Origin of the sequence: Mesorhizobium sp. B2-5-4, assembly GCF_006441095.1 — a bacterium.
Taxonomy (GTDB): domain Bacteria; phylum Pseudomonadota; class Alphaproteobacteria; order Rhizobiales; family Rhizobiaceae; genus Mesorhizobium; species Mesorhizobium salmacidum.
This window is the reverse complement of record NZ_VFUR01000023.1, coordinates 35,743-56,164: the sequence shown is the minus strand read 5'-3', so window position 1 is coordinate 56,164 and position 20,422 is coordinate 35,743. Positions and strand designations below refer to the sequence as shown.

Annotated in this window: 25 protein-coding genes and 3 pseudogenes; 12 read left to right on the top strand and 16 right to left on the bottom strand. The window is 59.8% G+C overall.

Annotation, left to right across the window (positions count from 1 at the left end):
- Positions 1–143 precede the first annotated feature (143 nt).
- Positions 144–380: a hypothetical protein gene (locus FJ492_RS24155; RefSeq protein WP_140751590.1), complete on the top strand. Its 237-nt coding sequence runs from the start codon at positions 144–146 to the stop codon at positions 378–380.
- 271 nt (positions 381–651) lie between these two features.
- On the opposite strand, the gene FJ492_RS24150 is transcribed toward FJ492_RS24155, so the two are convergent.
- Positions 652–981, bottom strand: coding sequence for a hypothetical protein (locus FJ492_RS24150; RefSeq protein ID WP_246676106.1), 330 nt, complete (start codon positions 979–981; stop codon positions 652–654).
- 194 nt (positions 982–1,175) lie between these two features.
- Here FJ492_RS24150 and FJ492_RS24145 point away from each other — a divergent pair, with 194 nt between their 5' ends.
- Both FJ492_RS24145 and FJ492_RS28890 read left to right on the top strand, forming a co-directional pair.
- Positions 1,176–1,439: a hypothetical protein gene (locus FJ492_RS24145; RefSeq protein WP_140717720.1), complete on the top strand. Its 264-nt coding sequence runs from the start codon at positions 1,176–1,178 to the stop codon at positions 1,437–1,439.
- Complete coding sequence (locus FJ492_RS28890; RefSeq protein ID WP_140751592.1) at positions 1,439–2,167, top strand: SMC-Scp complex subunit ScpB; 729 nt, start codon at positions 1,439–1,441, stop codon at positions 2,165–2,167. The genes FJ492_RS24145 and FJ492_RS28890 overlap by 1 nt, the downstream gene beginning before the upstream one ends.
- A gap of 42 nt (positions 2,168–2,209) precedes the next feature.
- Here the strand turns inward: FJ492_RS28890 and FJ492_RS24135 are convergent, their stop codons facing one another.
- The 5 genes and pseudogenes from FJ492_RS24135 to FJ492_RS28880 form a co-directional block, all read right to left on the bottom strand.
- Entirely contained in the window at positions 2,210–2,734 is a 525-nt protein-coding gene (locus FJ492_RS24135) for an RES family NAD+ phosphorylase (RefSeq protein ID WP_140751594.1), read from the bottom strand.
- Positions 2,731–3,117 (bottom strand): DUF2384 domain-containing protein, encoded by a 387-nt coding sequence (locus FJ492_RS24130; protein ID WP_140751596.1) that lies wholly within the window; start codon positions 3,115–3,117, stop codon positions 2,731–2,733. The genes FJ492_RS24135 and FJ492_RS24130 overlap by 4 nt, the downstream gene beginning before the upstream one ends.
- 224 nt (positions 3,118–3,341) lie before the next feature.
- On the bottom strand, positions 3,342–3,578 hold the full coding sequence (locus FJ492_RS24125; RefSeq protein ID WP_140751598.1) for a KTSC domain-containing protein: 237 nt from the start codon (positions 3,576–3,578) through the stop codon (positions 3,342–3,344).
- The gene (locus FJ492_RS28885) at positions 3,579–4,040 is read right to left on the bottom strand and encodes an ATP-binding protein (RefSeq protein WP_246676112.1); all 462 of its coding nucleotides are present in this window, start codon (positions 4,038–4,040) and stop codon (positions 3,579–3,581) included.
- Positions 4,003–4,910: pseudogene (locus FJ492_RS28880) on the bottom strand (ATP-binding protein). The gene FJ492_RS28885 and the pseudogene FJ492_RS28880 overlap by 38 nt, the downstream one beginning before the upstream one ends.
- A gap of 324 nt (positions 4,911–5,234) precedes the next feature.
- Between FJ492_RS28880 and FJ492_RS24115 the strand changes: the two are divergent.
- The 3 genes from FJ492_RS24115 (at position 5,235) to FJ492_RS28870 (ending at position 6,824) form a co-directional block, all read left to right on the top strand.
- Entirely contained in the window at positions 5,235–6,194 is a 960-nt protein-coding gene (locus FJ492_RS24115) for a hypothetical protein (protein ID WP_140751600.1), read from the top strand.
- 2 nt (positions 6,195–6,196) lie between these two features.
- Complete coding sequence (locus FJ492_RS24110) at positions 6,197–6,559, top strand: hypothetical protein (protein WP_140751602.1); 363 nt, start codon at positions 6,197–6,199, stop codon at positions 6,557–6,559.
- 127 nt (positions 6,560–6,686) lie between these two features.
- On the top strand, positions 6,687–6,824 hold the full coding sequence (locus FJ492_RS28870; protein WP_181166077.1) for a hypothetical protein: 138 nt from the start codon (positions 6,687–6,689) through the stop codon (positions 6,822–6,824).
- Positions 6,825–6,920: 96 nt separating this feature from the next.
- Here FJ492_RS28870 and FJ492_RS29515 read toward each other — a convergent pair whose 3' ends face one another.
- Complete coding sequence (locus FJ492_RS29515; RefSeq protein WP_281406455.1) at positions 6,921–7,046, bottom strand: hypothetical protein; 126 nt, start codon at positions 7,044–7,046, stop codon at positions 6,921–6,923.
- 79 nt (positions 7,047–7,125) lie between these two features.
- Here FJ492_RS29515 and FJ492_RS24105 point away from each other — a divergent pair, with 79 nt between their 5' ends.
- Complete coding sequence (locus FJ492_RS24105) at positions 7,126–7,350, top strand: hypothetical protein (RefSeq protein WP_140751604.1); 225 nt, start codon at positions 7,126–7,128, stop codon at positions 7,348–7,350.
- Positions 7,351–8,733: 1,383 nt separating this feature from the next.
- Here the strand turns inward: FJ492_RS24105 and FJ492_RS24100 are convergent.
- Positions 8,734–8,949, bottom strand: a complete 216-nt coding sequence (locus FJ492_RS24100) for a hypothetical protein (RefSeq protein WP_140751606.1) — start codon at positions 8,947–8,949, stop codon at positions 8,734–8,736.
- An 85-nt stretch (positions 8,950–9,034) separates the two neighbouring features.
- On the opposite strand from FJ492_RS24100, the pseudogene FJ492_RS24095 reads away from it, so the two are divergent.
- From FJ492_RS24095 to FJ492_RS24085, 3 genes and pseudogenes are all read left to right on the top strand, one after another.
- Positions 9,035–9,894: pseudogene (locus FJ492_RS24095) on the top strand (ATP-dependent DNA ligase).
- A 118-nt stretch (positions 9,895–10,012) separates the two neighbouring features.
- Positions 10,013–10,243, top strand: a complete 231-nt coding sequence (locus FJ492_RS24090) for a hypothetical protein (RefSeq protein ID WP_140751608.1) — start codon at positions 10,013–10,015, stop codon at positions 10,241–10,243.
- A 75-nt stretch (positions 10,244–10,318) separates the two neighbouring features.
- Positions 10,319–11,038: pseudogene (locus FJ492_RS24085) on the top strand (SOS response-associated peptidase).
- A gap of 78 nt (positions 11,039–11,116) precedes the next feature.
- Here FJ492_RS24085 and FJ492_RS24080 read toward each other — a convergent pair.
- On the bottom strand, positions 11,117–11,629 hold the full coding sequence (locus tag FJ492_RS24080; RefSeq protein WP_140751610.1) for a DUF892 family protein: 513 nt from the start codon (positions 11,627–11,629) through the stop codon (positions 11,117–11,119).
- 174 nt (positions 11,630–11,803) lie between these two features.
- On the opposite strand from FJ492_RS24080, the gene FJ492_RS24075 reads away from it, so the two are divergent.
- Positions 11,804–12,049 carry a hypothetical protein gene (locus FJ492_RS24075; protein WP_246676104.1) on the top strand — a complete coding sequence of 82 codons (246 nt, stop codon included), beginning with the start codon at positions 11,804–11,806 and terminating at the stop codon, positions 12,047–12,049.
- Positions 12,050–12,696: 647 nt separating this feature from the next.
- Here the strand turns inward: FJ492_RS24075 and FJ492_RS24065 are convergent.
- From FJ492_RS24065 to FJ492_RS24050, 4 genes are all read right to left on the bottom strand, one after another.
- Positions 12,697–13,476, bottom strand: coding sequence for an alpha/beta hydrolase (locus FJ492_RS24065; protein WP_140751614.1), 780 nt, complete (start codon positions 13,474–13,476; stop codon positions 12,697–12,699).
- A gap of 113 nt (positions 13,477–13,589) precedes the next feature.
- Positions 13,590–14,426 (bottom strand): oxidoreductase, encoded by an 837-nt coding sequence (locus tag FJ492_RS24060; protein WP_140751616.1) that lies wholly within the window; start codon positions 14,424–14,426, stop codon positions 13,590–13,592.
- 92 nt (positions 14,427–14,518) lie between these two features.
- On the bottom strand, positions 14,519–14,923 hold the full coding sequence (locus FJ492_RS24055; RefSeq protein ID WP_140751618.1) for a nuclear transport factor 2 family protein: 405 nt from the start codon (positions 14,921–14,923) through the stop codon (positions 14,519–14,521).
- 184 nt (positions 14,924–15,107) lie between these two features.
- Entirely contained in the window at positions 15,108–16,283 is a 1,176-nt protein-coding gene (locus FJ492_RS24050) for an FUSC family protein (RefSeq protein WP_140751619.1), read from the bottom strand.
- A 164-nt stretch (positions 16,284–16,447) separates the two neighbouring features.
- Here FJ492_RS24050 and FJ492_RS24045 point away from each other — a divergent pair, with 164 nt between their 5' ends.
- Positions 16,448–17,326, top strand: coding sequence for a LysR family transcriptional regulator (locus tag FJ492_RS24045; RefSeq protein ID WP_140751621.1), 879 nt, complete (start codon positions 16,448–16,450; stop codon positions 17,324–17,326).
- Positions 17,327–17,463: 137 nt separating this feature from the next.
- Here the strand turns inward: FJ492_RS24045 and FJ492_RS24040 are convergent, their stop codons facing one another.
- From FJ492_RS24040 to FJ492_RS24025, 3 genes are all read right to left on the bottom strand, one after another.
- Entirely contained in the window at positions 17,464–17,955 is a 492-nt protein-coding gene (locus tag FJ492_RS24040; RefSeq protein WP_181166078.1) for a nuclear transport factor 2 family protein, read from the bottom strand.
- Between the two features lie 1,121 nt (positions 17,956–19,076).
- Positions 19,077–19,454 (bottom strand): hypothetical protein, encoded by a 378-nt coding sequence (locus tag FJ492_RS24030; protein ID WP_140751625.1) that lies wholly within the window; start codon positions 19,452–19,454, stop codon positions 19,077–19,079.
- Positions 19,455–20,025: 571 nt separating this feature from the next.
- Entirely contained in the window at positions 20,026–20,256 is a 231-nt protein-coding gene (locus FJ492_RS24025) for a hypothetical protein (RefSeq protein ID WP_140751627.1), read from the bottom strand.
- Positions 20,257–20,422: the final 166 nt, after the last annotated feature.

Sequence of the window (20,422 nt, the reverse complement as noted above, 5' to 3'; positions counted from 1 at the left end):
AAGATGGAGGTCGATTGGGCTCCCGGCCTAGTCGGCCTTCTTCGCTGGTCAGTCGCGTAAGGGTCCTTGCCACAATTTTGATTATTTCGGAACGATTCGCCGGCTCAGGTGTTGGGCCGCGGATATTGCGGGACAAATCCGACATGACCGATCGTGATAATGCCAACGGGCCGACGACTCTAGCTGCGTCTGTCAGGCGTCAGATTAGCTCAAAGGCATTGAAGCACTACACGGCGACCTTGCCCATCTTCCGCGTTGACGAAACGATCCCGGATAGGCTCAAAGAACTCCTTGAACGGCTGGACCATGCAGAAGAAGCCAGCCTCTACGAGGAACCTCCCCGATGGCGCTCAGATGGTTTAGCCCTGCAGTCCCTGTGACAACGGGTGAGATGGGCTCCACGTATCACTGCTCCAACGTTGAGGGCGCCGCTGCCGAATTACTGAAATGGAACAAACGCGGCCCCCACCGAGAGAAAGCAGTCCGCGCCTGCATGGCCTGTTTTTGAAAGGTCGTCCTCAGAATATCCGCATCAGTGCCGACAGTCCGTGTTTCGCCATGTTTTCCCTCGTGCTCCACGAGGGCGAAAGACATTGCCGCCCGATAGCAATTTGAGGTGGTTGGCGAAGCTGCCTGTCCACTGTCGCCCCTTCAGACCCAGTCAAACCCAGCTTCCCAGACTTGCAGGTTGTGCCATCCGTCGAAATCCCCGGCATTCACCCCCGCCAGCTCGGCCGCTGCGCCTCGCGCCAGCTCGCGCTCGATGCGCGTCCGGCGCGACAGGAAACTGCGCATGTGGACGATGCCGCCGCCGGAGCGGCCGCGCACCCGGTAGACTGGCCCTGCGAGCTGTTGTGTCTCGACCGCGGAACCGCGCAGGGCAGGGGCGAGATCGACGTCGGCCGACTGCGGCTCTAAGGCCGCGAGCACGGTTTCGACGGAGGCGGGGGCAGGCAGGCGGACGGGTTTTTGCTCGGTCACTCTCGGGCTCCGGTCGGTGGGAAATCCGCGCTTTTTTTCGTCAAGGGAACGCCGTGCGTCGTCGTCGGAGATCTTGGAGGCGATTTTGGCTGATTTCGCTCACGAGAACAACGCTGACGTCGCAGACCGCCGGTGGGTGCGGAAGAGGGTGGCAACTTGCGACAAGCCTGAAACGACTATATCTTGCACGCATCATGAGCAAGCATCTAGGTTCAGTCCTGACGACGGTGAACGCGCCCTACAGTGATCAACTGGACGACGTGGCGCTGGCGCATTGCCTTGCTGATATCGATCTGGCCAAGCAGCATCCCGGCCATATTAGCGCCTTTCTCGGCGAGGTCCCTCTTGCCCAGCAAGTCGAGTTCGCAACCGCGCACCACATCGCGGTCGACGACCTGAAGGCGTTTGCCGCCAAGTTCTCTGCCTGGTCCGGCGAGAGCTATCCGCTCGCCGCGTAATGGCTGGACGCGACAGCCGGCGCCCTTCCGAATGGCGGCGGCTTTTTAGCATCGCCGTAGATCTGATTGACCAGCTTCGGGAGAATGCCCACGGTTACGACTTCGAATGGTCGTTTGGCGGTGGGACGGCTATGATGATCCAGATCAGCCATCGCGAAAGCCACGACATCGATATCTTCCTCGACGATCCTCAATTGCTCGGATTCGTTGACCCTTCCAGGAGCCGTCTGCGCTTTGACCTGATGCCATCGGACTATCAGGGTGACGGGCTGCGATTTCAAAAGTTCGCCTTCGAAGGAATCGGCGAAATCGACTTCGGCGACATCATCCACGCCGCATTTGGCACGGCGGGGAAGGGGACAAAAGAACTGTCGCAGTCGGAGGCGCTCGTGCTGATGTGCATTGCCTATTTCCAGCCGATCACGCGTGGCGAGCTGTCTTCCTTCTTCGGCAAGGAGGTGTCGCGGGATCTGATCGGCGTGCTGCGGGGGCAGGAGCTGATCGCCTCGGGGCCGCGCAGCCCGCAGCCGGGCGCGCCCTATACCTATGTGACGACCAAAAACTTTCTGTCGCAGTTCGGGCTCGACACGCTGCGCCAGCTGCCGGATTTCGAGGCGCTCGAGGACGCAGGACTGCTGTCGAAGGAGAAGCTGCTCGCCGGCGGTATTCCAGCCGGGTTGGCGAATCGGGAGGGCGAGGACGATATCGTTGAGGACCAGGTGCCATGAGCGGGGCGTTGTCGCGATGCGACCACAGAGACAGTCGATGACTCAGGACCAGGACGACTGGTCATGCGGCAGCCGGTGATCGGGATCGTGAACCGCGACATGATCGCCGTCGACAAGATTGGCCGGAAAGATCACCAGATTGGTGCCGCCGGCGTGACGCAGCGATGGGAACAGGATGCCGCGAAGCCCGGCCGTGATGATCAGGTCCGCGAGCTTCCACGATGGCGGGATTTTCTTGTCGAGGCGCGCGATCTGGCGCCATGCACAATCCCATTCCTTCCAGGCACTATCCCAGATGTCCGGATCAAATCCTTGCGAAAGGTTGGCGACGTCGGCGAGCGTTATCTTGTAGGCGGCAAGGGTGGCCGGCGGAGTGATGCTGGCGCCCTGCTTGTATTCCTCCAACGCCGTCTGAGGTGCGCGGGAGAGGTAAAGGGCTTCGACGCCTGGCCGGTTGAAACGACCGCCGTCATTCGCCGCGCCTGCACCGCTGGTGGGCAGGAAAGCCCATTTGGGTGTCAGATAGCGATGGAAGATCTCGTCCGGCCCGACGCGGGTGACCTTCACCCGCGCGCCCCGTTCTCGAGATCCCGGATGAAGGCTAGGACTACTTCAACTTGGCCGTCAGCGACGAGCTCGGCCGCCGTGCGATGGCCATAATCGGCAATCGGTTCGTTGCGATACCAGTAAATCGCCTTGTCGACGTCGCCGGTGAGTTCCGTCGCGGCCGAGATCACTTTCACCATCTCGCGCATCCGACCCTGCAGGCGCTCCGATGAGGGATTGCGCAGCGTGTTGCGGTGAACACCGGTCAACTGGGCGAGGTTGGCCACCTTCACGCCGAGCGCCTGCGACAGGCGCTTCGGCGAGATATAAGGTGTGCGCGGCTCCTGCAGGCTATCAACAAAGCCTGAGACCACTTTCGATGATGCGAGCTGTGCGTGAGTCATGACAAATCTCCGACCATATGCACAATATATGCACATTTGAGCGCATAGCAAGTGAACAGAGGTCTGAGCCTTCCAGTGCACTGCTTGTCCTTCCTCATCCGTAGCGGTTGTTAGCTGGCGGCGGCAATGCACCTTCGAGTCAGTCGTTCGACCTACATTACGAATGGCCGATGCGGACATTGGAAATTCACTTCACCGCAACGGCACCGACCAGAACTGGCCGATCAGATCGGGTTGCAGGGATAGGCGTTTCTGATTTCTGCATTGAAGACGTTTCTGATTTCTGCATTGAAGAATTGTCCGATAGAGGAGGCTTCCAACAGCCGATCGTACATGAATTGGGGGACATTGTAATATTCGTACACCTTGCCGGTAGCGAGGAACTCCACCTGAAGTGTCTCCGAACCAGGGTTACAGCCTACCGAAGCCAAACTCGACGAGCTTACTGACTGTCGTTCCATTCATTCCTCCGTCCATCGTGGGTTCTGAGATCGCCACGCAGCCGTGACGTTCACATAGTTCTCGTTGCCGCGTCCCTTACTCCAGTTGTGGGCAACACGCGGATCCTCGCTCGCGGGCCGCTTGCCTTCCTCGGGGAGCGTTATCCTGCATCGCACAGGCAACTTGGCAGCCTCGCCGGTGATCACAGCCTCGCCCGTACGAAGCACAGGCAAGCTGTCCACGATGCCGGTTAGACTGTCGGGCAGGGCAGCCTGAACCTTGCTGCGATCCGACGAGTTGGATAGGCGCAGCGAGAAGAAAGTGCCGCACTGGGAGAGAATGGTCTCGTCGATCTCGGAAGGGCGTTGGCTCACTATCATCGCGCCGAGGCCAAACTTGCGGCCCTCCTTGACAATGCGCTGGACGGCGTCCCGCGCAAGGTTGTCATCGTCCCGGCCCAGGTAGCGATGTGCCTCCTCCATAACCACGAGCAGGGGGCGCCCGCCCGCCCTCGGGCATCTCGCGGCTCCAGAAGAGAGCCTCGTAAATGATGTTCAGGATGCCTCCAATTAGGCGCATAAGGATCGAGCTTGGCACGCCCGACAGATCCAGCACCGTGATCGGCCGATCGTGCCCGAGCCAACTCTCGAGCAGTTGGGGCAGGTCGTTCTGCGGAGCTCCGTTGAGGCTCGGCTCCCAAGGCCCAGGGTGGAGCATGAAATCATACTGTCGATCCAGCAATCGTGACCGGAGCTGTTCGAGCTGTCGTCGGATGGAAAGAACATTCGACTTGTTTGCGAACGGCGGTGTGTTGCCTTGGCCAGGCAGCGGATAGGTAGGCGCCGTAAGTGTTTCGGCGTCGCCGGGAGCGGTCTGAGCCGAATTCTGCTGAGTGTTCTCCATCCATGTTTTGATTTCTGGGCCGATCAGATCGAACCAGAGCGATTTCAGGCTGAACGGCAGAGGGCTGTCAGCAGTCAGCGAGTTGGGATCAACACCCGGATAGTTCATCTGAGCTGACACTGCGGTTTTCGCTCTCAAAATGCGGTCCTGAATCCCCGTCAGCGCCTTCTCCTCGGTCTTCCCGAGCAGGAAGGTCAGCAGGTCGTCCAAATTGAGTGCCCAATAGGGAACGTAGAGGCGCTCCTCATTCTCTAGCAGGTTCACACGAAAGACTTTGGCGACTTCGCCAAGCGCACGGCCGTATTCGCCGTGGATGTCCATCAGCAGCACCCGCGCGTTCGAAAAACCGGAGTGGTCACCCTGGCCGACCGAAAGGGAGCGCAGCAGACTTGTGACTGTCGTCGACTTGCCAGCGCCCGTTGACCCAATACCGCGGAGTGGCGCGTCACGAGCTTGTCCAAATCGACACGGACGGGGATGCTCTCGGCCCCCGACAATCTTCCGATGGTCACCTGACCCGTTTCGGCGGTCCCATAGATGCGGGCGAGATCCTCCTCGACGACGAGGTGCACCTGATCGTTGATCGCCGGATACTGGCTGATCCCGCGTTCGAAGGTCGCCTCCAAAACCTCGCCAACGAGCTGCACTTTGATCCAGCGGTCCCCTCTGGCCGCGCTGTTAACTAGTGTCTCAGGCGTGGCCGTAGCACCGACGTCCGAGATGATACCGTACAGGTCGTGATAGCCCTGAGGGATGCGGACGAAGCTGCCGACTTGGCCGATGCGGTAACTGCGACCACCGTCATTCGCGGCGGTGGCGACAAGCTCACCTCGGAAACCTTCAACCTCGTGAACGGTGTTGCCGTGCGTGCGGAACAAGGCAAACAGGCGATCGACGGTCTGAAATCCAGCGTCGACGGCACCAGTGACTCGGTCGACGGTGTGTCGAATGAGATCACCAACAGCATCGCCCAAATCGCACCAGCCGCGCAGCAGGCCGCGGACGGTTTTACAAGCGCATTGGGGAATCTTGACGCCGGTGCAGCCCAGGCAGCGGCGGAGGCCATCGTGGCTCCGTTTGAAACGTTGCCGGGCAAGTTCTCGACCATCCTCAACGGCATCAGGGCTTTGCTGCAAGGCGGCTTCTCAGGGCTCCAGGGCGTCGTGACAAGCCTTGCCAGTCAGATCGAATCGGCAATCGCCAGCATCCTGGCATCTCTTCGCGCGGCAGCGGCGGCAGCGCAGAGCCTTCGCTCACAGGCGGCCTCCGGATCGTCATCGGACGGCGGTGGATCTCACGGCGGTTTCGCCGGCGGCGGCTTCGTCAGCGGACCCGGTGGGCCGAAGACGGACTCGATTTTGGCTTGGCTGAGCAACGGCGAATACGTCATCACGGCCGAGGCGGTGAAGCGGATCGGCCGCCAAGCGCTCGACGCCTGGAACTATGGCAAGGGTTCCTTCGACGGCCTTCGAGGTTTCAGCCTTGGCGGTGCTGTCGACAACTTCAACCGATCGATGTCGATCCCGCGTTTTGCCAGCGGCGGACTTGCGACCTCCAATCTGGCGCCCGCTTCCGGTCTCTCGGGCAAGACTGTGAACCTTAAGCTTCAATACGGCACGAGCCCGCAGGATGTCATCGACCTGATCGGGCAGTTTGATCCCGTGCAGCGTCTTCAGCAGTTCGTCCTCAGTGAAGCGATGGCCAGCAATGGCCGCAGGCCAGGTAGGAGATGAAAATGGCAGATCTACCCGACTTCGATCCTTCCAAGATTCCGCAGGCCGGCGATCAACACGACCCCAAGGTGCGCGCAAATCAGAAGGCGTTCCAGGAGCGGTTCGGCGACTTCAAGGCGCGTCATGTCACCGGCATACACCTGGGCCCAGCGCCGAAAGGCGAATGGGTGGGCTGCATCTTCGACATGGAAGACGGATCAACCGTGCAGGTGGCGATCCCGTTCAACTACTGGCAGGCGTTCGGCAATGAATACGTGCTGGCGATGATGTCGGCCAGCTTCAGGTCCAGGGAATCTGAAGCACCTGTTCATTATCGTGACGGCACCCTGCAAGGACGGTCAGCACCTGCTGATATCGGTGTGTAGTATCAAGCCCGGGATCAAACACGACACAACGTGCCAGTTTGCCGGCGGCGAACACCCGTTCATCAATGGCCCCAGTTACGTCTATTATCGAAAGCCGGACATGCGGCTATCAACGGGAATGTCCAGAATGGTCGACAAGGGCTACTTCCTTCCAAAGCAGGATTTCGGAGATATTCCCTTCGTCCGGTTATGTGCCGGAGTTGCGGCCTCGCCCTTCACAACGCCGTCTACGCTCAAATATTTTCAGGCGAATCGCGTGGCGTGAAGCAATTGCCATAATTTCGTAATGGGGCCGCCAGAGGCCGCTTGCGCTTCGGCGGCACATACTTTGCCTCCAGCCGCACAACGTCCGGCGAGAGCGTCACGGTGCCGGAATCGAATGCGCGTGGTTGTAGCTCGGGATCGCAATGCTTGCCCGGCCGTCAATGATCCTGACGATGGTTGCCGAGATCGACACCTCGTCGCCGATGCTAAATTCCCCCGCCATATGATGATTCTGGTGCGGCCGACGGCTTAGTCAAGCATCAGCTAATATTGGAGAGATCCCGGCGACAGCCTGCGAAGGCGTGGACGATCGCGAAGCCTATGCCGATCGCAAGGCCGGTGGTGAGGCTTTCGGCCATGCGCTGGACAAAGGCGCCGTAGCGGTCCCGCAAACGCGCTGGCGGGGCTCTCAGGGCAGCAGCAATGTCATCAAACGCGTGTTCCATGCCGAGAATCTGGATCGGAACCGGGCAAATGTGAATCCCCGGTTTGTTCTCACGCGCCAGCCTGAGCCGTTAGCTTTTTAACAACTGCAGTAACGGTTGATTCAACCATTGCTGGTATTATTCCAGAGTGTGGTGGCGGCCCCGACAAAAGCGGGCGGGGCTATGCCGAAGCCGCCTGCGCAGTCCGGATGGGATCTCTTGACCGCGCTGTCTCAGAATAGGACAGCGCGGTCAACGATCCGTTAAGATTTCGCAGCCGGGCGGGCATTAGCCGTGGAGCATCAACGCATCGTGGTGATTTGCTGGCGCCTGTGTTGGGGTGTTCGAAATGTCGGACAAAGGGAATGGCGGCGGCCCTCTCTCAAAACGGAGATCGCCAAAGAGTGTCGCCTTGACCTTGGTTGATTCCAACTTGCCGCTGGCAGGCCTGACGGCCTTTTTGGGTGGCTGGAACATGTGCCGATCATAGAGGTTCGGGAGCAGGCCGTCCACTGCGCGCGGCCTAGCCTGAGCCTGGGTCCCCGCCCGGGCGAGTCCCCTTGCTCCATAGGGGCGCCCGCCGCTGCCGTGAATGGAGCGGCGGGAAAAGGTGGCAGCCCCCGTGGTGCTGGCAGCGCGTCCCAAAAAGCGCGAGCATCCCGAACCGATCCTGGACAGCATTCTCCTGCCGCTGCAAGGTTGCAGGCGGCTTCTCAAAGACGACCATCGAGCGGCGATGACAGGAAAGCTGTCCCAAGGACAGGCCCGCTGGTCTCATCTGAGAATGTCCCTTAGCGACATGTATCCGCCCGCTGCGCTAAGGCCCGAAACACGAAGAGCAGTATCACGACGCCGCGTTTTTGGCCGACTGAGGTCGCCCGATGCCAGCCTTGGAAGCAAATCCGTGTGCCCCATGTCGCGAGCAATATGCTCAGGATGAACAGCCCTACCAAAACCCTTTTCGAGTATACAAGACGCAGTAGTAGCGAGCCGATCGCAATTGCGTAGCTTAGCAGAGCCACTGGCGATAAATGTGCTTTCAGATAGGAGTCCATTAAGAACCGCTAGCACGTAGCTATTGCAGGGCAGTTAAGGTAGGACGAGCGCCGCGCCGTCAATGTGGTACGCCGAGACATTCACAGTCCGCTCTCATAACCCCGTCTCGGTTCACGCCGGGCGGGCTGTTTAATGCTTGGGCGCAAGAAGCCGAGAAGCCCGCTCGCGGTTCGCATCGGCAGCAGGCGACGGCCGCTTAGTTTCGGCTATCCCACCTTGGATGCATGTCAGCCGTTCACTCACGGGCTGTCCCGGAAACAGTCTGAGGAACTCTGGACGTAAGCCGTCACCTCGTGTGGCCGCAATCTTATGGAACTCCCAGAGTCCAAACATTGGCGTATCCTCGCATAAACATGTGCGGAAACCTGACCGTTCGGCGTAGTACCGCCACCTGTTCCTTGCGGCTGGCCCCGCGCAGGTAGGGATTTGTCATTCCCGCTTTGGAAATTCGATCACCTTCGCCTCAGGCTCGGGCTCCAGCGGTTCATGACCAGGCCGCTCATGCCAGAAGACTTGGCGCAAATCGCGTTGGTCAACGCGCTGACCGCAGTGCGGGCAGTTGTAGAAGTGAAGATGCTCGTCGATGCGCTGCCCTCCGTGCAGTTTGCCGGGAATCGGAGGGCCAAGGTCGGATAGCTTTGTCATGCGGGCTGCAACATCCGGCCATGCTAAATGTTCCGGAACTATTTTAGCTAAAGCTTATTGAATGGACAGTGTCGCGAGTGAGTTGATGCGTCTGAAGTTCATTAAGCCGATGGAGCCCGAGCTGGTCGACACCCCGCCCCAAGGCGATGAGTGGATCCACGAGATCAAGTTCGATGGGTACAGGACCCAGATCATCAAGGATGACGACGGGATTCGGTTGATCACCAAAAACGGCTATGACTGGACCGGGCGCTACATCCAGCTCGCCGGCGAAGCAGAGGCGATCGAAGCGAAAGACTTCATCATCGACGGCGAGGCGATCAGCATCAGCGAAGCCGGCCTGTCGGACTTCCACGCACTGCAATCAGCCGTTACCAGCCGCAACCCGTCTCGCGATCTGTATCTGGTGGCGTTCGACCTCCTGCACCTCAACGGCCACGATTTGCGCGAGATGCCGGTGGAAGAGCGGCGCGATATTCTACAGGGATTGATCCCCACTGGCGGCCGCATCCAGTTCAGCGAAGCAATGCCGGGAACCGGCGATGCCGTCTATCACCTTGTCGACCAAGCCGGCCTGGAGGGTATGGTTTCAAAGCGAAAGGACAGCACTTATCGCAGCGGGCCGACGATGAACTGGCGCAAGATCAAGTGCTATGCCGAAAAGGAAATGGACATCATTGGCGTCCAGCGTGAGGCGGGGAAACCCGCGATGGTCCTGATGGCGGACAAGGGCCGCTATGCCGGTGGCGCCTTCGTCACGTTCAAGGCTCACAAACGGCAAGCGCTATGGGACCGCGTGCAGGGGAAGGTCGGCGGACCCGTTCCGATAGGCTTGGCCAAGGCAAGGCAGAATGGCTAAAGCCTGGTCTGGTCGGCCGTGTGCGGTTCCTGAAGGGCGAGGAGAAGCTACGTCACGCCTCGCTCAAGGACTTTCGGGAAAGATAGGGACATCGTACTTTGATAGGTACCACCTGGACGCTTCAGTCTGATCGGCGTCATCTACACGCCCGACACCACGCCGACAGGGTATGGGGTCCTAAGTGCTGCCAAGCGCGGAGGACGCGTGCGCAAGGATTTCGCGAGACCTCTTTGTCAGCCGGCGGTTCTGCTCGATGAGTTCCTGAGTTTCTTTGATGCGGATGAGGCTTTGCCGTTCCCTCTCGTCGAACTGCTTAACCAGCTTTTTGGTGTCGTTGATCTGTTGCATGAGACTCAAACCCGCAAGGCTGGAAACCGTTCCATTGAGGTGACGATCATGCTGGATATTCCTGAACCTCTGGCTGCGACAGAATGACCGGCGCCCTCCGTTGGGCGATTGAGTAGCCGCCCCGAAGTAGACTCTTGCTTTTCGGGTGCCTATCTCTGATGCATGTGCGGACGCGTTTTCGTGAAGACCACAATCCCCGACATGGTTCGTCGGTTTGAATTCGCCCAGCCTGGCGAGGTTGAACGCCTTGGCAACAGCTTCCCGCTGTGGAACGGCGCGCCAAGCCTGACCTACCCGATCATCATCCGTGAAGAGCTGTCGACCAGCATGGCCGGCTTTGGCTCGGCGCGCTAGGGGCTGGCCCCCGGTTGGGCTCGGGACGGTGGCGGCCGCCCGCCACCGGTCAACGCCCGCTGCGAGACGATCGCCAGTAATGGCTTGTTCCGGAAGGCCTACAATTCGCGCCGCTGCCTGGTGCCCGTCGACGGCTATTTCGAATGGCAGAAGCTCGACGCGTCGGGAAAGAAAAAACAGCCCTACGCCATCGCGATGAAATCTGACGAGCCTTTCGCCATGGCCGGGATCTGGGAAGAGTATACCGACAAGGTGACCGGCGAACTCGTGCGGACCTTTGCCATCGCCACCTGCGAGCCCAACGATCTGATGGCGACCATTCACGACCGCATGCCGGTGATCTTGGCGCCGACCGACTACATGCGCTGGCTTGGGCCGGAGCAGGACCCTCGCGACCTGATGAAGCCCTTTCCGTCCGATCTGATGAAGATGTGGCCGATCGACAGCAAGGTCGGTTCGCCGCGCAACAACACGCCCGACATCATTGACGAGATCGGGCGGGGGCCGAGCGACTTGTTCGAAGTCTGATCGGCCTGAGGTTGGGAACTCGCCGTAGCCAGCGAGACAGAGCACCACACAACAGCCCGCCTTGACTGGCCTAGTAAATCACCGTTTTGCGGCGTCACTGTCAGCGGCGGCACGCGACAGGAAGGTCTGCGTCGTCTGGCCAAGATGGCTCTTCAGCCACTCCGCCATTGCTTCTTCTTCGCGCAGATTCTGCTCGCACGCTTGCACGATTTGAGTTTCGCCCTCGACGTTGGCGGCCGCGATAAGGATTGTATAGGATGCGATTTCCATGTGCTCGAATGTGTAGCTGGCCAGAGAGCCCTTCATCACCTCATCGCCGGCAAATACCCCACTTATGGATTGTGCGAGCGCCGTGAGCTTACCGCTTGCGACCTTCATGGTGGACGATCCTTCGCTGACCCCGTCAAGACAGGTCTTTAGCCGGGTAGCCTGTTGCCTTGTTTCTTCGAGATGTAGGCGGATGCGCTCACTGAGCTCCGGGTAATTCTCGATACGGCTCAATTGTCCTGAGAGCATCGTCTCGGCCTGTTCCTCCATGGCGTGGGCGTCCCTCAGCCACTGGATCATCCATTCGCGCGATTCTGACGACATAGGTGCCTCCTGAGTTCGCTAAAATAAACGAACCTCGAGAAGCGAGGATTGTTCCGGCCGGACGTGCGTTGCCATTAGTTCGAATGCGCTCTTGACGAAAGAGGAATTTGTTCCTTTTTTGTTCTCATGGGGCATGATCCGATTGACACGCTGGGGAAGGCGACCCGGCACAATATGCTTGTGAAGGTGGAATGCAGTTGCGGCAACGTCCGCTACTGCAGATCGGCCGATCTCATGATGGTCTATGGCGGCGGCGTTGATCCTTTGAAGCTGAAATTCGACTGCAACCGGTGCAAGCCATCGATCAAGATCACGCTCCTTGAAGTCCATCCGGAGCATCTTCCGAAGCGTCTGATGATCCACAAGCCGGTGAAGGTGGATGGCAAAATCACCTGGTACACGGAGAGGTTCAGGGGATGACGATCGAGCCATCGAGGGCACTCAGCCGAGACAGTCAGACTAGGCGCTAGCGAAGCGCTTGTAGGGTCAGGAATCGGCGGTAGCTCACCCTCAGAACCGCGTCAGCTCAGGGCGTGGAGGGGCAAGGACTCGCGCGAGGGCCTTTGCGGGTCGTGAGCGAAGGCCGGGGTGCGAGAAGCCTCTGTAGGGGCTCCATGTCAATTCGCATCCAATGTGGCACCGCATTTATTACAACTCTGGTGTAGCTCTCGGCCAAACGGTGCCGTCTGGCGGGGTGTTCCGTGCTTGCTTGGTGCCTCAATGGTTACAAGTGCACGCCTTACAGGAATGCGCAGATTGGGGGCGCAACGCCTTGCAATTCAAGGCGTCTCGGCTCTCAGACGCCCGTTGCTGCGGTAGCTCAGTGGTAGAGCACTCCCTTGGTAAGGGAGAGGTCGAGGCTACAACTCCCTCGCGCTTCAGTGGCAGCCTTTCGATCTCCGATCGCCGATAAGCGGACTGTCTGCAAACGGCCCCGCTTCAGGCAAAGTTTGCCTGGTCAGCTCTCCGCCTATCGGTCTTAGAAGCCAGTCTTCCAACTTCCTTGAAGCAGCCATTCGCAGCGACACGCGATTTCGGTCATCAGTCCTTGAGCGTGGTCGTTTAGACTAGCTGCCCTGTCCTGCGGCTTCCAGGATCAGTTGGGTGATCTCGTGTGGATGAGAGATCAACGACAGATGACTTGACTTCACTTCGATGGTCTTGGCCCCCATGCGCTTGGCCATAAAGCGCTCTAGGTCGGGATTGATCGTCCGGTCTTCGGTTGAAACGGCATAGAAACTCGGTTTCGACCGCCAGGCCGCATGCGTGGTCTTGCCCGTGAGCAGAATCTTTTGGAACGGCTCCTGGACCGCATAAAGAAGCTTGGCCTTCGCTTCCGGCAGATCACCGGCGAAATCGCGCAGAAACGCAGCCTCGCTGAGGCGTCCTTCATCACCATCGAAGACGATCCCTGCGGATGCGGGCGGCGTCGGAAATGTCTTGGCCAACGCCGTGTAGTCCTCGTTCGCATCCGGCGCCCGCGCCGCCACATAGACCAGCGCCGACACGTTCGGATGCATACCTGCCTCGGTGACGATCATCCCGGAGAAGGAATGACCAACCAGAACCGTCGGGCCATCTTGCCGTGCCAGCACACGCTCGGCCGAGGCAACCGCCTCGGGCAGCGTAGTCAAGGGGTTTTGCACCGACGTGGCGTTCAGTCCTGCCGCCTGCAATCGTGCAATCACCTGGGACCAGCATGACCCATCGGCAAACAGGCCGTGCACAAGGACGACATTGCGAGCCTTCGGCGGAGCGGGGTTTGCGGCCATCCCGCGAGTGGAGATCAGTGAGGCCACAGCGCCAACAGCAAGGCCGGCCGAGAAAGTGCGTCTGTTCATCTTCACGATAATCTTCCTTCTGCCGTAGGTTTTTGTAAAAATCATAACTGCCCGACCTATGGGCGGGGGAGAGTTCCGCTCTTGTGGGTCGGTCGTGTTCGATGCTTGGGTTCATTGCATCAGCTCTCGATCTCAAAGTCGGTCGAGACCGTCAGATGCCGCCATTTCCGATCCGCTTCGCGTTTGGCGAGATCATTCTGTTCGACGGCAGCAGCCGCATCGCTGCCGAGCAGCAGCCGCAGCGGCGGCTCATCCATTCCCGCCACTTGAAGAACCACGCTTGCGGCCTTCGCGGGATCGCCGGGCTGCCTGCCGTCAAAGCCGCGCTGGAACCGCGCAGCGGCTCCGACCGTGGAATCATATTCCGGCCGGCCGGCGTCGAGCTTGGTTGACGCACCGGCAAAGTCCGTGCGAAATCCGCCCGGCTCGATTATTGTGACCTTGATGCCAAGCGGCGCTGTTTCTTTGGCGAGTACCTCGGAGAAGCCTTCAACGCCCCATTTGGCGGCAGAATAGGCGGCTCGGCCCATGGCGCCGACGCGGCCACCAACCGATGAAAATTGAATAATGCGGCCTGACCGCTGCTCGCGCATGAACGGGATTGCGGCCTTTGTCATGTTGATGACGCCGAAAAGGTTCGTCTCTATCTGCGCCCGGATCTCGTCGAGGCTGGTATCCTCGATGGCTCCGATATTTCCGTAACCGGCATTGTTCACCAGGACGTCCAACCTGCCGAAGGTGTCGACAGCCGCCGCGACACTTTCGCAGGCCGCGCGGGGATCGGTCACGTCAAGGGAGAAGGTGCGCACCTGGTCGCCATATTTCGCGCTAAGATCGGTGAGTTGCGCCGGGTTGCGGGCCGTAGCAAGCAACTTGTGACCTGCCGCCAATACGGCTTCGGCTAGCGCGCGGCCGAGACCCCTGGAACTGCCGGTAGTGAGCCAGACTTTTGTCATCGTCGCTCCTCTTCTTGTTGAAACGGACTTGGTTCGGCTGGAATGCCGAGGGGCGCGTCGAGGCCCTGCGGCAAGACCGCGCCGACACCCGATCATCCGATCGGATTTTCCTCGAACAGCCGGGCAACCATCGCCGAGTCCAAGTAGGCGCGCACGCGCGCAATCACGTCATTCTGGAAATAGACAATCCAGCAATAACGATTGTCGAATCGAAGGCCGTTCTTTGCGGTCGCCAGTGACCGAAGTTCCACCACTGCGGCGTCGCCGTTGACCAAGAGGTTTTCGACATGAAGTTGCGCCCCTTTCGGCAGGACTTTGCTCAGCTTCGTGAAGGTTCCTTCGATGAAAGCCGCCTTGGAATGATAGTGGCCGGCCAATGGATGTGTACCTTGGACGATCCAATCGACGTTGTCGTCGACATGACTGAAAAAGGAAGCGCCATCTCCCTCTTCCAGACCCTTGAATATGTTGCTGACGTATTCCGCGGTAACGGACATGAGCTTCACTCCTTGTTCAACTCAGGGCGACGTTTCTCGCCTGAGAACACCGTGCCCTGATAGATTCGGCATGCTCGGTATTGCGAGCGAAACGCCTGCCGGTGCGTCGCTTCGAGATTCCGTACCCCCCTCGCTTCCGCCAGCAGACATCACCGCAGTTTGGATTGCCATGGCTGCCTCCTGATCAGTCTTCTGCTGTTGTAGCCCAGTGGCTCGTTGGGAGCCGAACGACGCACTCGGCTCCGTCCGCCGCAATGGAACCCATCCGCCGTATCGCGCTGCATCGGAGCAAGCGTTGGAAAACAACGTGCACGCCGAGGACAAAAACGATGCCGACGACACCCCCAAGGATGACGTTGGCCGCCCGCTCTCCCGCTGCGAAGATGGATTGATTGATGACGATGAATGCCATCGCAGCGCAGGCGCTGCGGGCGCCGAAGCCAACATTGTATCGGCGAAAGCCGACCAAGGTCAGCACCGCCAGAAGCGCGGTGAGTTCAAGAACGATGCGGTTATGCGGCAGCAGCAACCCAAGTGCGTTCCCCGCCGGCACCCCAACGACCGCGCCGAGCACCCGGTCACGCAACTTCGCCCGAGCGCTTGCTGCGTCGCCGGTGACGACGCTGGCAGCCGACCAGATCACCCATTGGCCATGCCCGATGTGGTACCGTTCCACGAGAGCTGCCGCGAGAGCCACGGCAAACGCCACAGCGATAAAGGCCTCACGATAAGGAACCAAGGTCCTCGGCGCCGTCTGACCCACCACCTGCGAAAAATGGCGGAGCAGCGTGATGTGATCACGGCGGCATTCAAGATGGTCAAGAATCGACACCAGCAGCACCGGAACGATCGCCAAGCCAATAAAGGGCAGGAAATGCAATCCGCGAAAGACGAGTGCCTCCGGGGATGCCTGCTCAGCGATTTCGCAAGCCAGATAGAGCGCAGGAATGAACGTGAAATTTCCCAGCGAGCGCAACTCGGCGCCCCGCGCAGTCAGGAGTATCGAGGCAGCCGCCATTGCCACAGCAAGGAAGACGAACAGCGCTGGTTGATGAACCGATGTGAGCAGCACCATGAAGCCGGTCGCAATGGCGAGTCCATGAAGGACAACGCCGAGTGGCGCCAGACCCGACCGCTCGGCGGCGATAAAGGCGGAGATCGTCACGAGCGCGGCCTGCGGCCAGACCGTCTCACCCGATAAGGCTGTGGCGAGCACCAGCGGTGCCAGGACCAGGCCGGCCCGGCCCAGCGCCTTGCGATCGATCACGGCTTCAATTCGTCGATCGATGAGGGCCATGGCGGCTTGGCGATCACGGATCGCCACCAGCCCCTCGTCCTTCTGCCGTTTTGCGGAAACCATGGCTCTCGCTCAGATGAGTGGAGCCGCCGGGCAGATTCGCTTCTCGCGCGGCTAGGTGCCTAGCGTGCCAACGACGGTTCCTTTCGTCGCTCAAAAGATGGGCCCAACTTTGCCATTGTTCCAATATATCAAACCGGCAAGTGCGATAGCTTTTGGAGATGACAATGGAATTGCGTCATATCCGCTATTTTCTGGCGGTCGCCGAGGAGCGTCACTTCACGCGTGCCGCCGCAAGGGTCGGCATCGGGCAGCCACCTCTCAGCCAGCAGATCAAGGATCTTGAGGTCGAGATCGGAACTCAGCTGTTCCACCGCGTCGCCCATGGCGCGGAGCTCACGCCGGCGGGTCAGGCTTTCCTGGAGGGCGTGAAGGAGATGCCGACGCTCGCTGAGCGAGCAGCAAAGGCGGCGCGACGGGCATCTCGGGGCGAGACCGGCTCGATTCGCGTCGGCTTCATCCCATCCGCGGCGTTCAACGCGGTCGTGCCGACAGCGATCCGGGCATTCCGCCGCGCGCATCCCGACGTCGAAGTCACGTTGCAGGAGGCCAACACAAACGGGCTGGTGGCAGGACTACAGGACGGGTCGCTCGACGCCGCGTTCCTGCGGCCCAACGTCGCCGGAATCGAGGCATTCCATCTCCACGTTCTTTCCGAGGAGCCAATGCTCGTTGCGCTACCCGCCAGCCACCATGCCGCCGCGCAGCAAGAGGTCGACCTTGCAACGTTGAGCAAGGAAACGTTTCTGCTGGTGCCGCGCTGGTTCGGTCCGGCATTCTATGACAGCATCATTGGCGCTTGCCGCAAGGCTGGGTTCGAGCCGGTGATCGGCGAGGTGGCGCCGGTGATTGGCTCGGTCGTCGTGCTCGTGGCTGCGGAACTCGGCGTGTCGATCGTGCCGGCATCGATGAGTCGGCTACAGGTTGCGGGGATCGCGTATCGACCGATCGCGGCTGACGCCCCGATCGACGCGGTAGCTCTGGTGCATCGGCGCCAGGAGACATCGCCGGTCGTGCGCAATTTCGTCGCGCGAACACTCGCATGAGCAGAATTCCCCGACTTGAATATCTATCTACTCGCCGGCGATGCCACCGGCCGGGCACTGCCGGATATCCTTGAACTCGGAGCTGCTGGCGATTTGAAGCCTTGATTCAGTATCGCTAGAGAGGATGAGGCGAGCGTTCATGATATGGGGTTGAGGGGGGCGAGTGGTGCGGCCCGAGGGCCGCCGGCACGTCGCCGCGAGTAGGCCGTCACGATCTTGCCGTCCCACTCGCCACCCGAGGGAAACGAGGCGTGCTCATGGAACAGCTTCCAGCTGCCGCCGCGCCGCTTGAAGCAGTCCGTCTGGCGGACGAGCGCGTGCTTGGCGTCACCGTTCTTGAGGACGATGTTGACTTCCTGGATGGTGCAGACCACGCCCATATCTCCGCTGACGGTGACGTCTTCTTGCAGGATATTGATGCCGCACGACTTAAACCCTTTGAAGACGCGATCGAACATCTTCATTGCCGGCTGGATGCCGCGCGAGGCAAACGGCGGGATGTCGAACCACAGCGCGTCGTCCGCCCAGTGCCGCGTGCTTTGTTCGCCCGTCATGGAAGCCGCCATCTCCTTCACGATTGCAGTCAGCGCTTCCGTGTCGCCCTGCTGATTTTCAGCAATCTTGGTCATTTCCATTCTCCTTCATCAAGTTGCTCGGGCTGCCTTCAACCCGATGGGAGAGGCTAGCCCATCCCTTGAAGGAGGGGTAGAATGGCGAATGGAATAGGAACAATTCCCAAATTGGAATGGTGGAGGTGCATTTGGATCGGATGGAGGCGATCAGGCTCTTCGTTCGGGTAGTCGAGAGTGGCAGCTTTTCGGCCGTAGCCCGCTCGCTCGGCGTCGGCCAGCCGGCCGTCAGCAAGCAAGTTGCAGCGCTCGAGGCGCACCTAGGTGCGCAGCTGCTGCAGCGCCCCTCACGCAGCCTTTGATTGCCAAGAGGATCGCGCAGACGCCGGTCGTAACCGTGGCGACCCCCGCTTATCTCGAGGCTCACGGCGAGCCGGCAATACCGGCCGAACTGGAACAGCATTCCTGTATCATATACGCGCCGCAGGGTTCGCCCCGCCTATGGGGGTTCCGGGATCGCTTTGGTCCCGTCATGCATAATCCCAAGTGCGCCTTCCGCACCAACGATGCGGAACAAATACGAGCCGCCGTCCTGTCCGGCATCGGAATCGCTCATGCTCCCGGTTGGTTGTTCGGAGCAGAGATAGCATCAGGCGCAGTGCGCGAAATCCTGACGGACTATGCGCCGAGGCCATTAGCAATCACAGCCGTGCGGCCAGCGGGCCGCTTCCTCGCTAGCAAAGTCCGGGTCTTCGCCGATTTCCTCGCCGAACTCTTCGCCCAGGAGCCTAGCCTTGCGCTCAATCGTGCCGGCACGGAGGGTGTGTCCGACCAAACGGCTTGACGTCTGGTCCCGCGCGTCGATTCCGAATGTCGGCTGAGGGCCAATCCGAGACCTTAGTCGCTTCGAGTTGTACGTCCGTTCTTTTGGATTTCGAGGCTCAAAGCTGCCGATCCGCTGTCGGCCCCGTTCCGTCAGAAGCAGCCCAGAGGGATTGCGCCTCATAACGGCCACAACCCCGCTGATCGCAACTTTCTGATAACTGCCGTTTGTTCGTCGCTTCGTTGTTCGCGTTCTCGATGTTGTAAGGTCGGGAATTTGGGCATCGTCGCGGACTGCAGATATCAACCCGCAATGCCGCCGTCGAATCGATCTCTAGGCGTTCCACACACCCGATGATCTAATCGGGAAGAATTTCGCGTTTCGGGCCATCTGAACCCGTGCGCTCGGCTTCTCCTTTGCACAAAGGATGACGGCTGCGGGCAACCAGTTCGCGTAAACGCTGAATATTGCGCTGCCTGCCTTCGACGTGAGCACCACGAGCGAGCGTGGCAAGACGCTCCTCTTCGGACGCGTTGGTCGCGCAGGTCCGACAGGTCTCAAGCAGAACTCTGATCATTGTCTCGTCTGCCTTGGTGCCGGAAAAGGTTTTCGCGAGGTTGCGAGCTTGCTTGTCCCATTCGCATTCGGGGATGTCGCCCTGTGCGATTATGGCTTTCAGAGCGTTTTTTATGACGTCGAAATCAAAGGCTGAGATCACGGGGCGCTTGCGTCTCATATGCTTCTCTCCGCGTGTCCGACGAGGCTGCCGAAGAGCGGATCGGAAGCACCAGCTACAAACTCTAATCCGTCACCAACTTGGCGCATTAACCTGCGTTAATGGCCACTCCGTAACTTCTGCTCGTGACCAGGAGCAGCGAGTTCGAAATTTAGCCAAAAAGTTGGAGCTGCCCGGAGAGTAGGCGACCGACGCCGGGTTGGGGGGCGGGGTACACGCCGGTCGCCATCAAGAATAGGGACCATGGATTCAGCAAACTGTGTTGCGATTGATCCTTGAATAAATAGAGGCGATTCGTACAGGAATAGCAATTGGCCCGAAGTGCCTCTGTTGGGTCTCAGATCTCTCACGGGCTGTGCAGCCGTTGCCGTCTAGTGGATAGCTTTGCTGGCCCTGCTGGGTCGCCACGGCAGTCTGTACAACCGCAGGAACATTCCCCGCGCTTTGGAGTTGGACATCTGTCGATTGCCCAATCAAAGCACTGGAACTGAGGGGAGCTCGTCTCGGCTGACACCAGGGCCGGTTTTCCAGCATGGCCAGGACGGTCATCCCCATCCAGCTGTCATAGCGATCACTTGGGCTCTCTGTGCAGCGCATCGGACACTGTTTGACGCAATTGCCACCCGTCTATGGACTTCTGCACGTCGAGCGAAATAGCTTGCGCGGTGGTCGGCGCGGCCCACGAAACGAGGGCAACGCTGATCGAGAACGAGATCAGCAAAGCGAAGGCGGTCGCGAACAAAACGTGGTCCCTCTTTGGATGCACGAGCTTAACCGCCGCCTTCCAAGCTTGTTCATTCACGATCCGTGAGCCTGTGTGTCGTGGTTAATCCATGCTCAACGAGCCGTTGGCAATTTTATGGGCGGCCGTTTGCTAAGCGCGCCAATGGGGCGTAGCCTCAGACATCGGTCGCCGATTTGCCCGGATGCTGCCGACAGTGAGAGGGTACGTGCTCTTGCCCGATAGG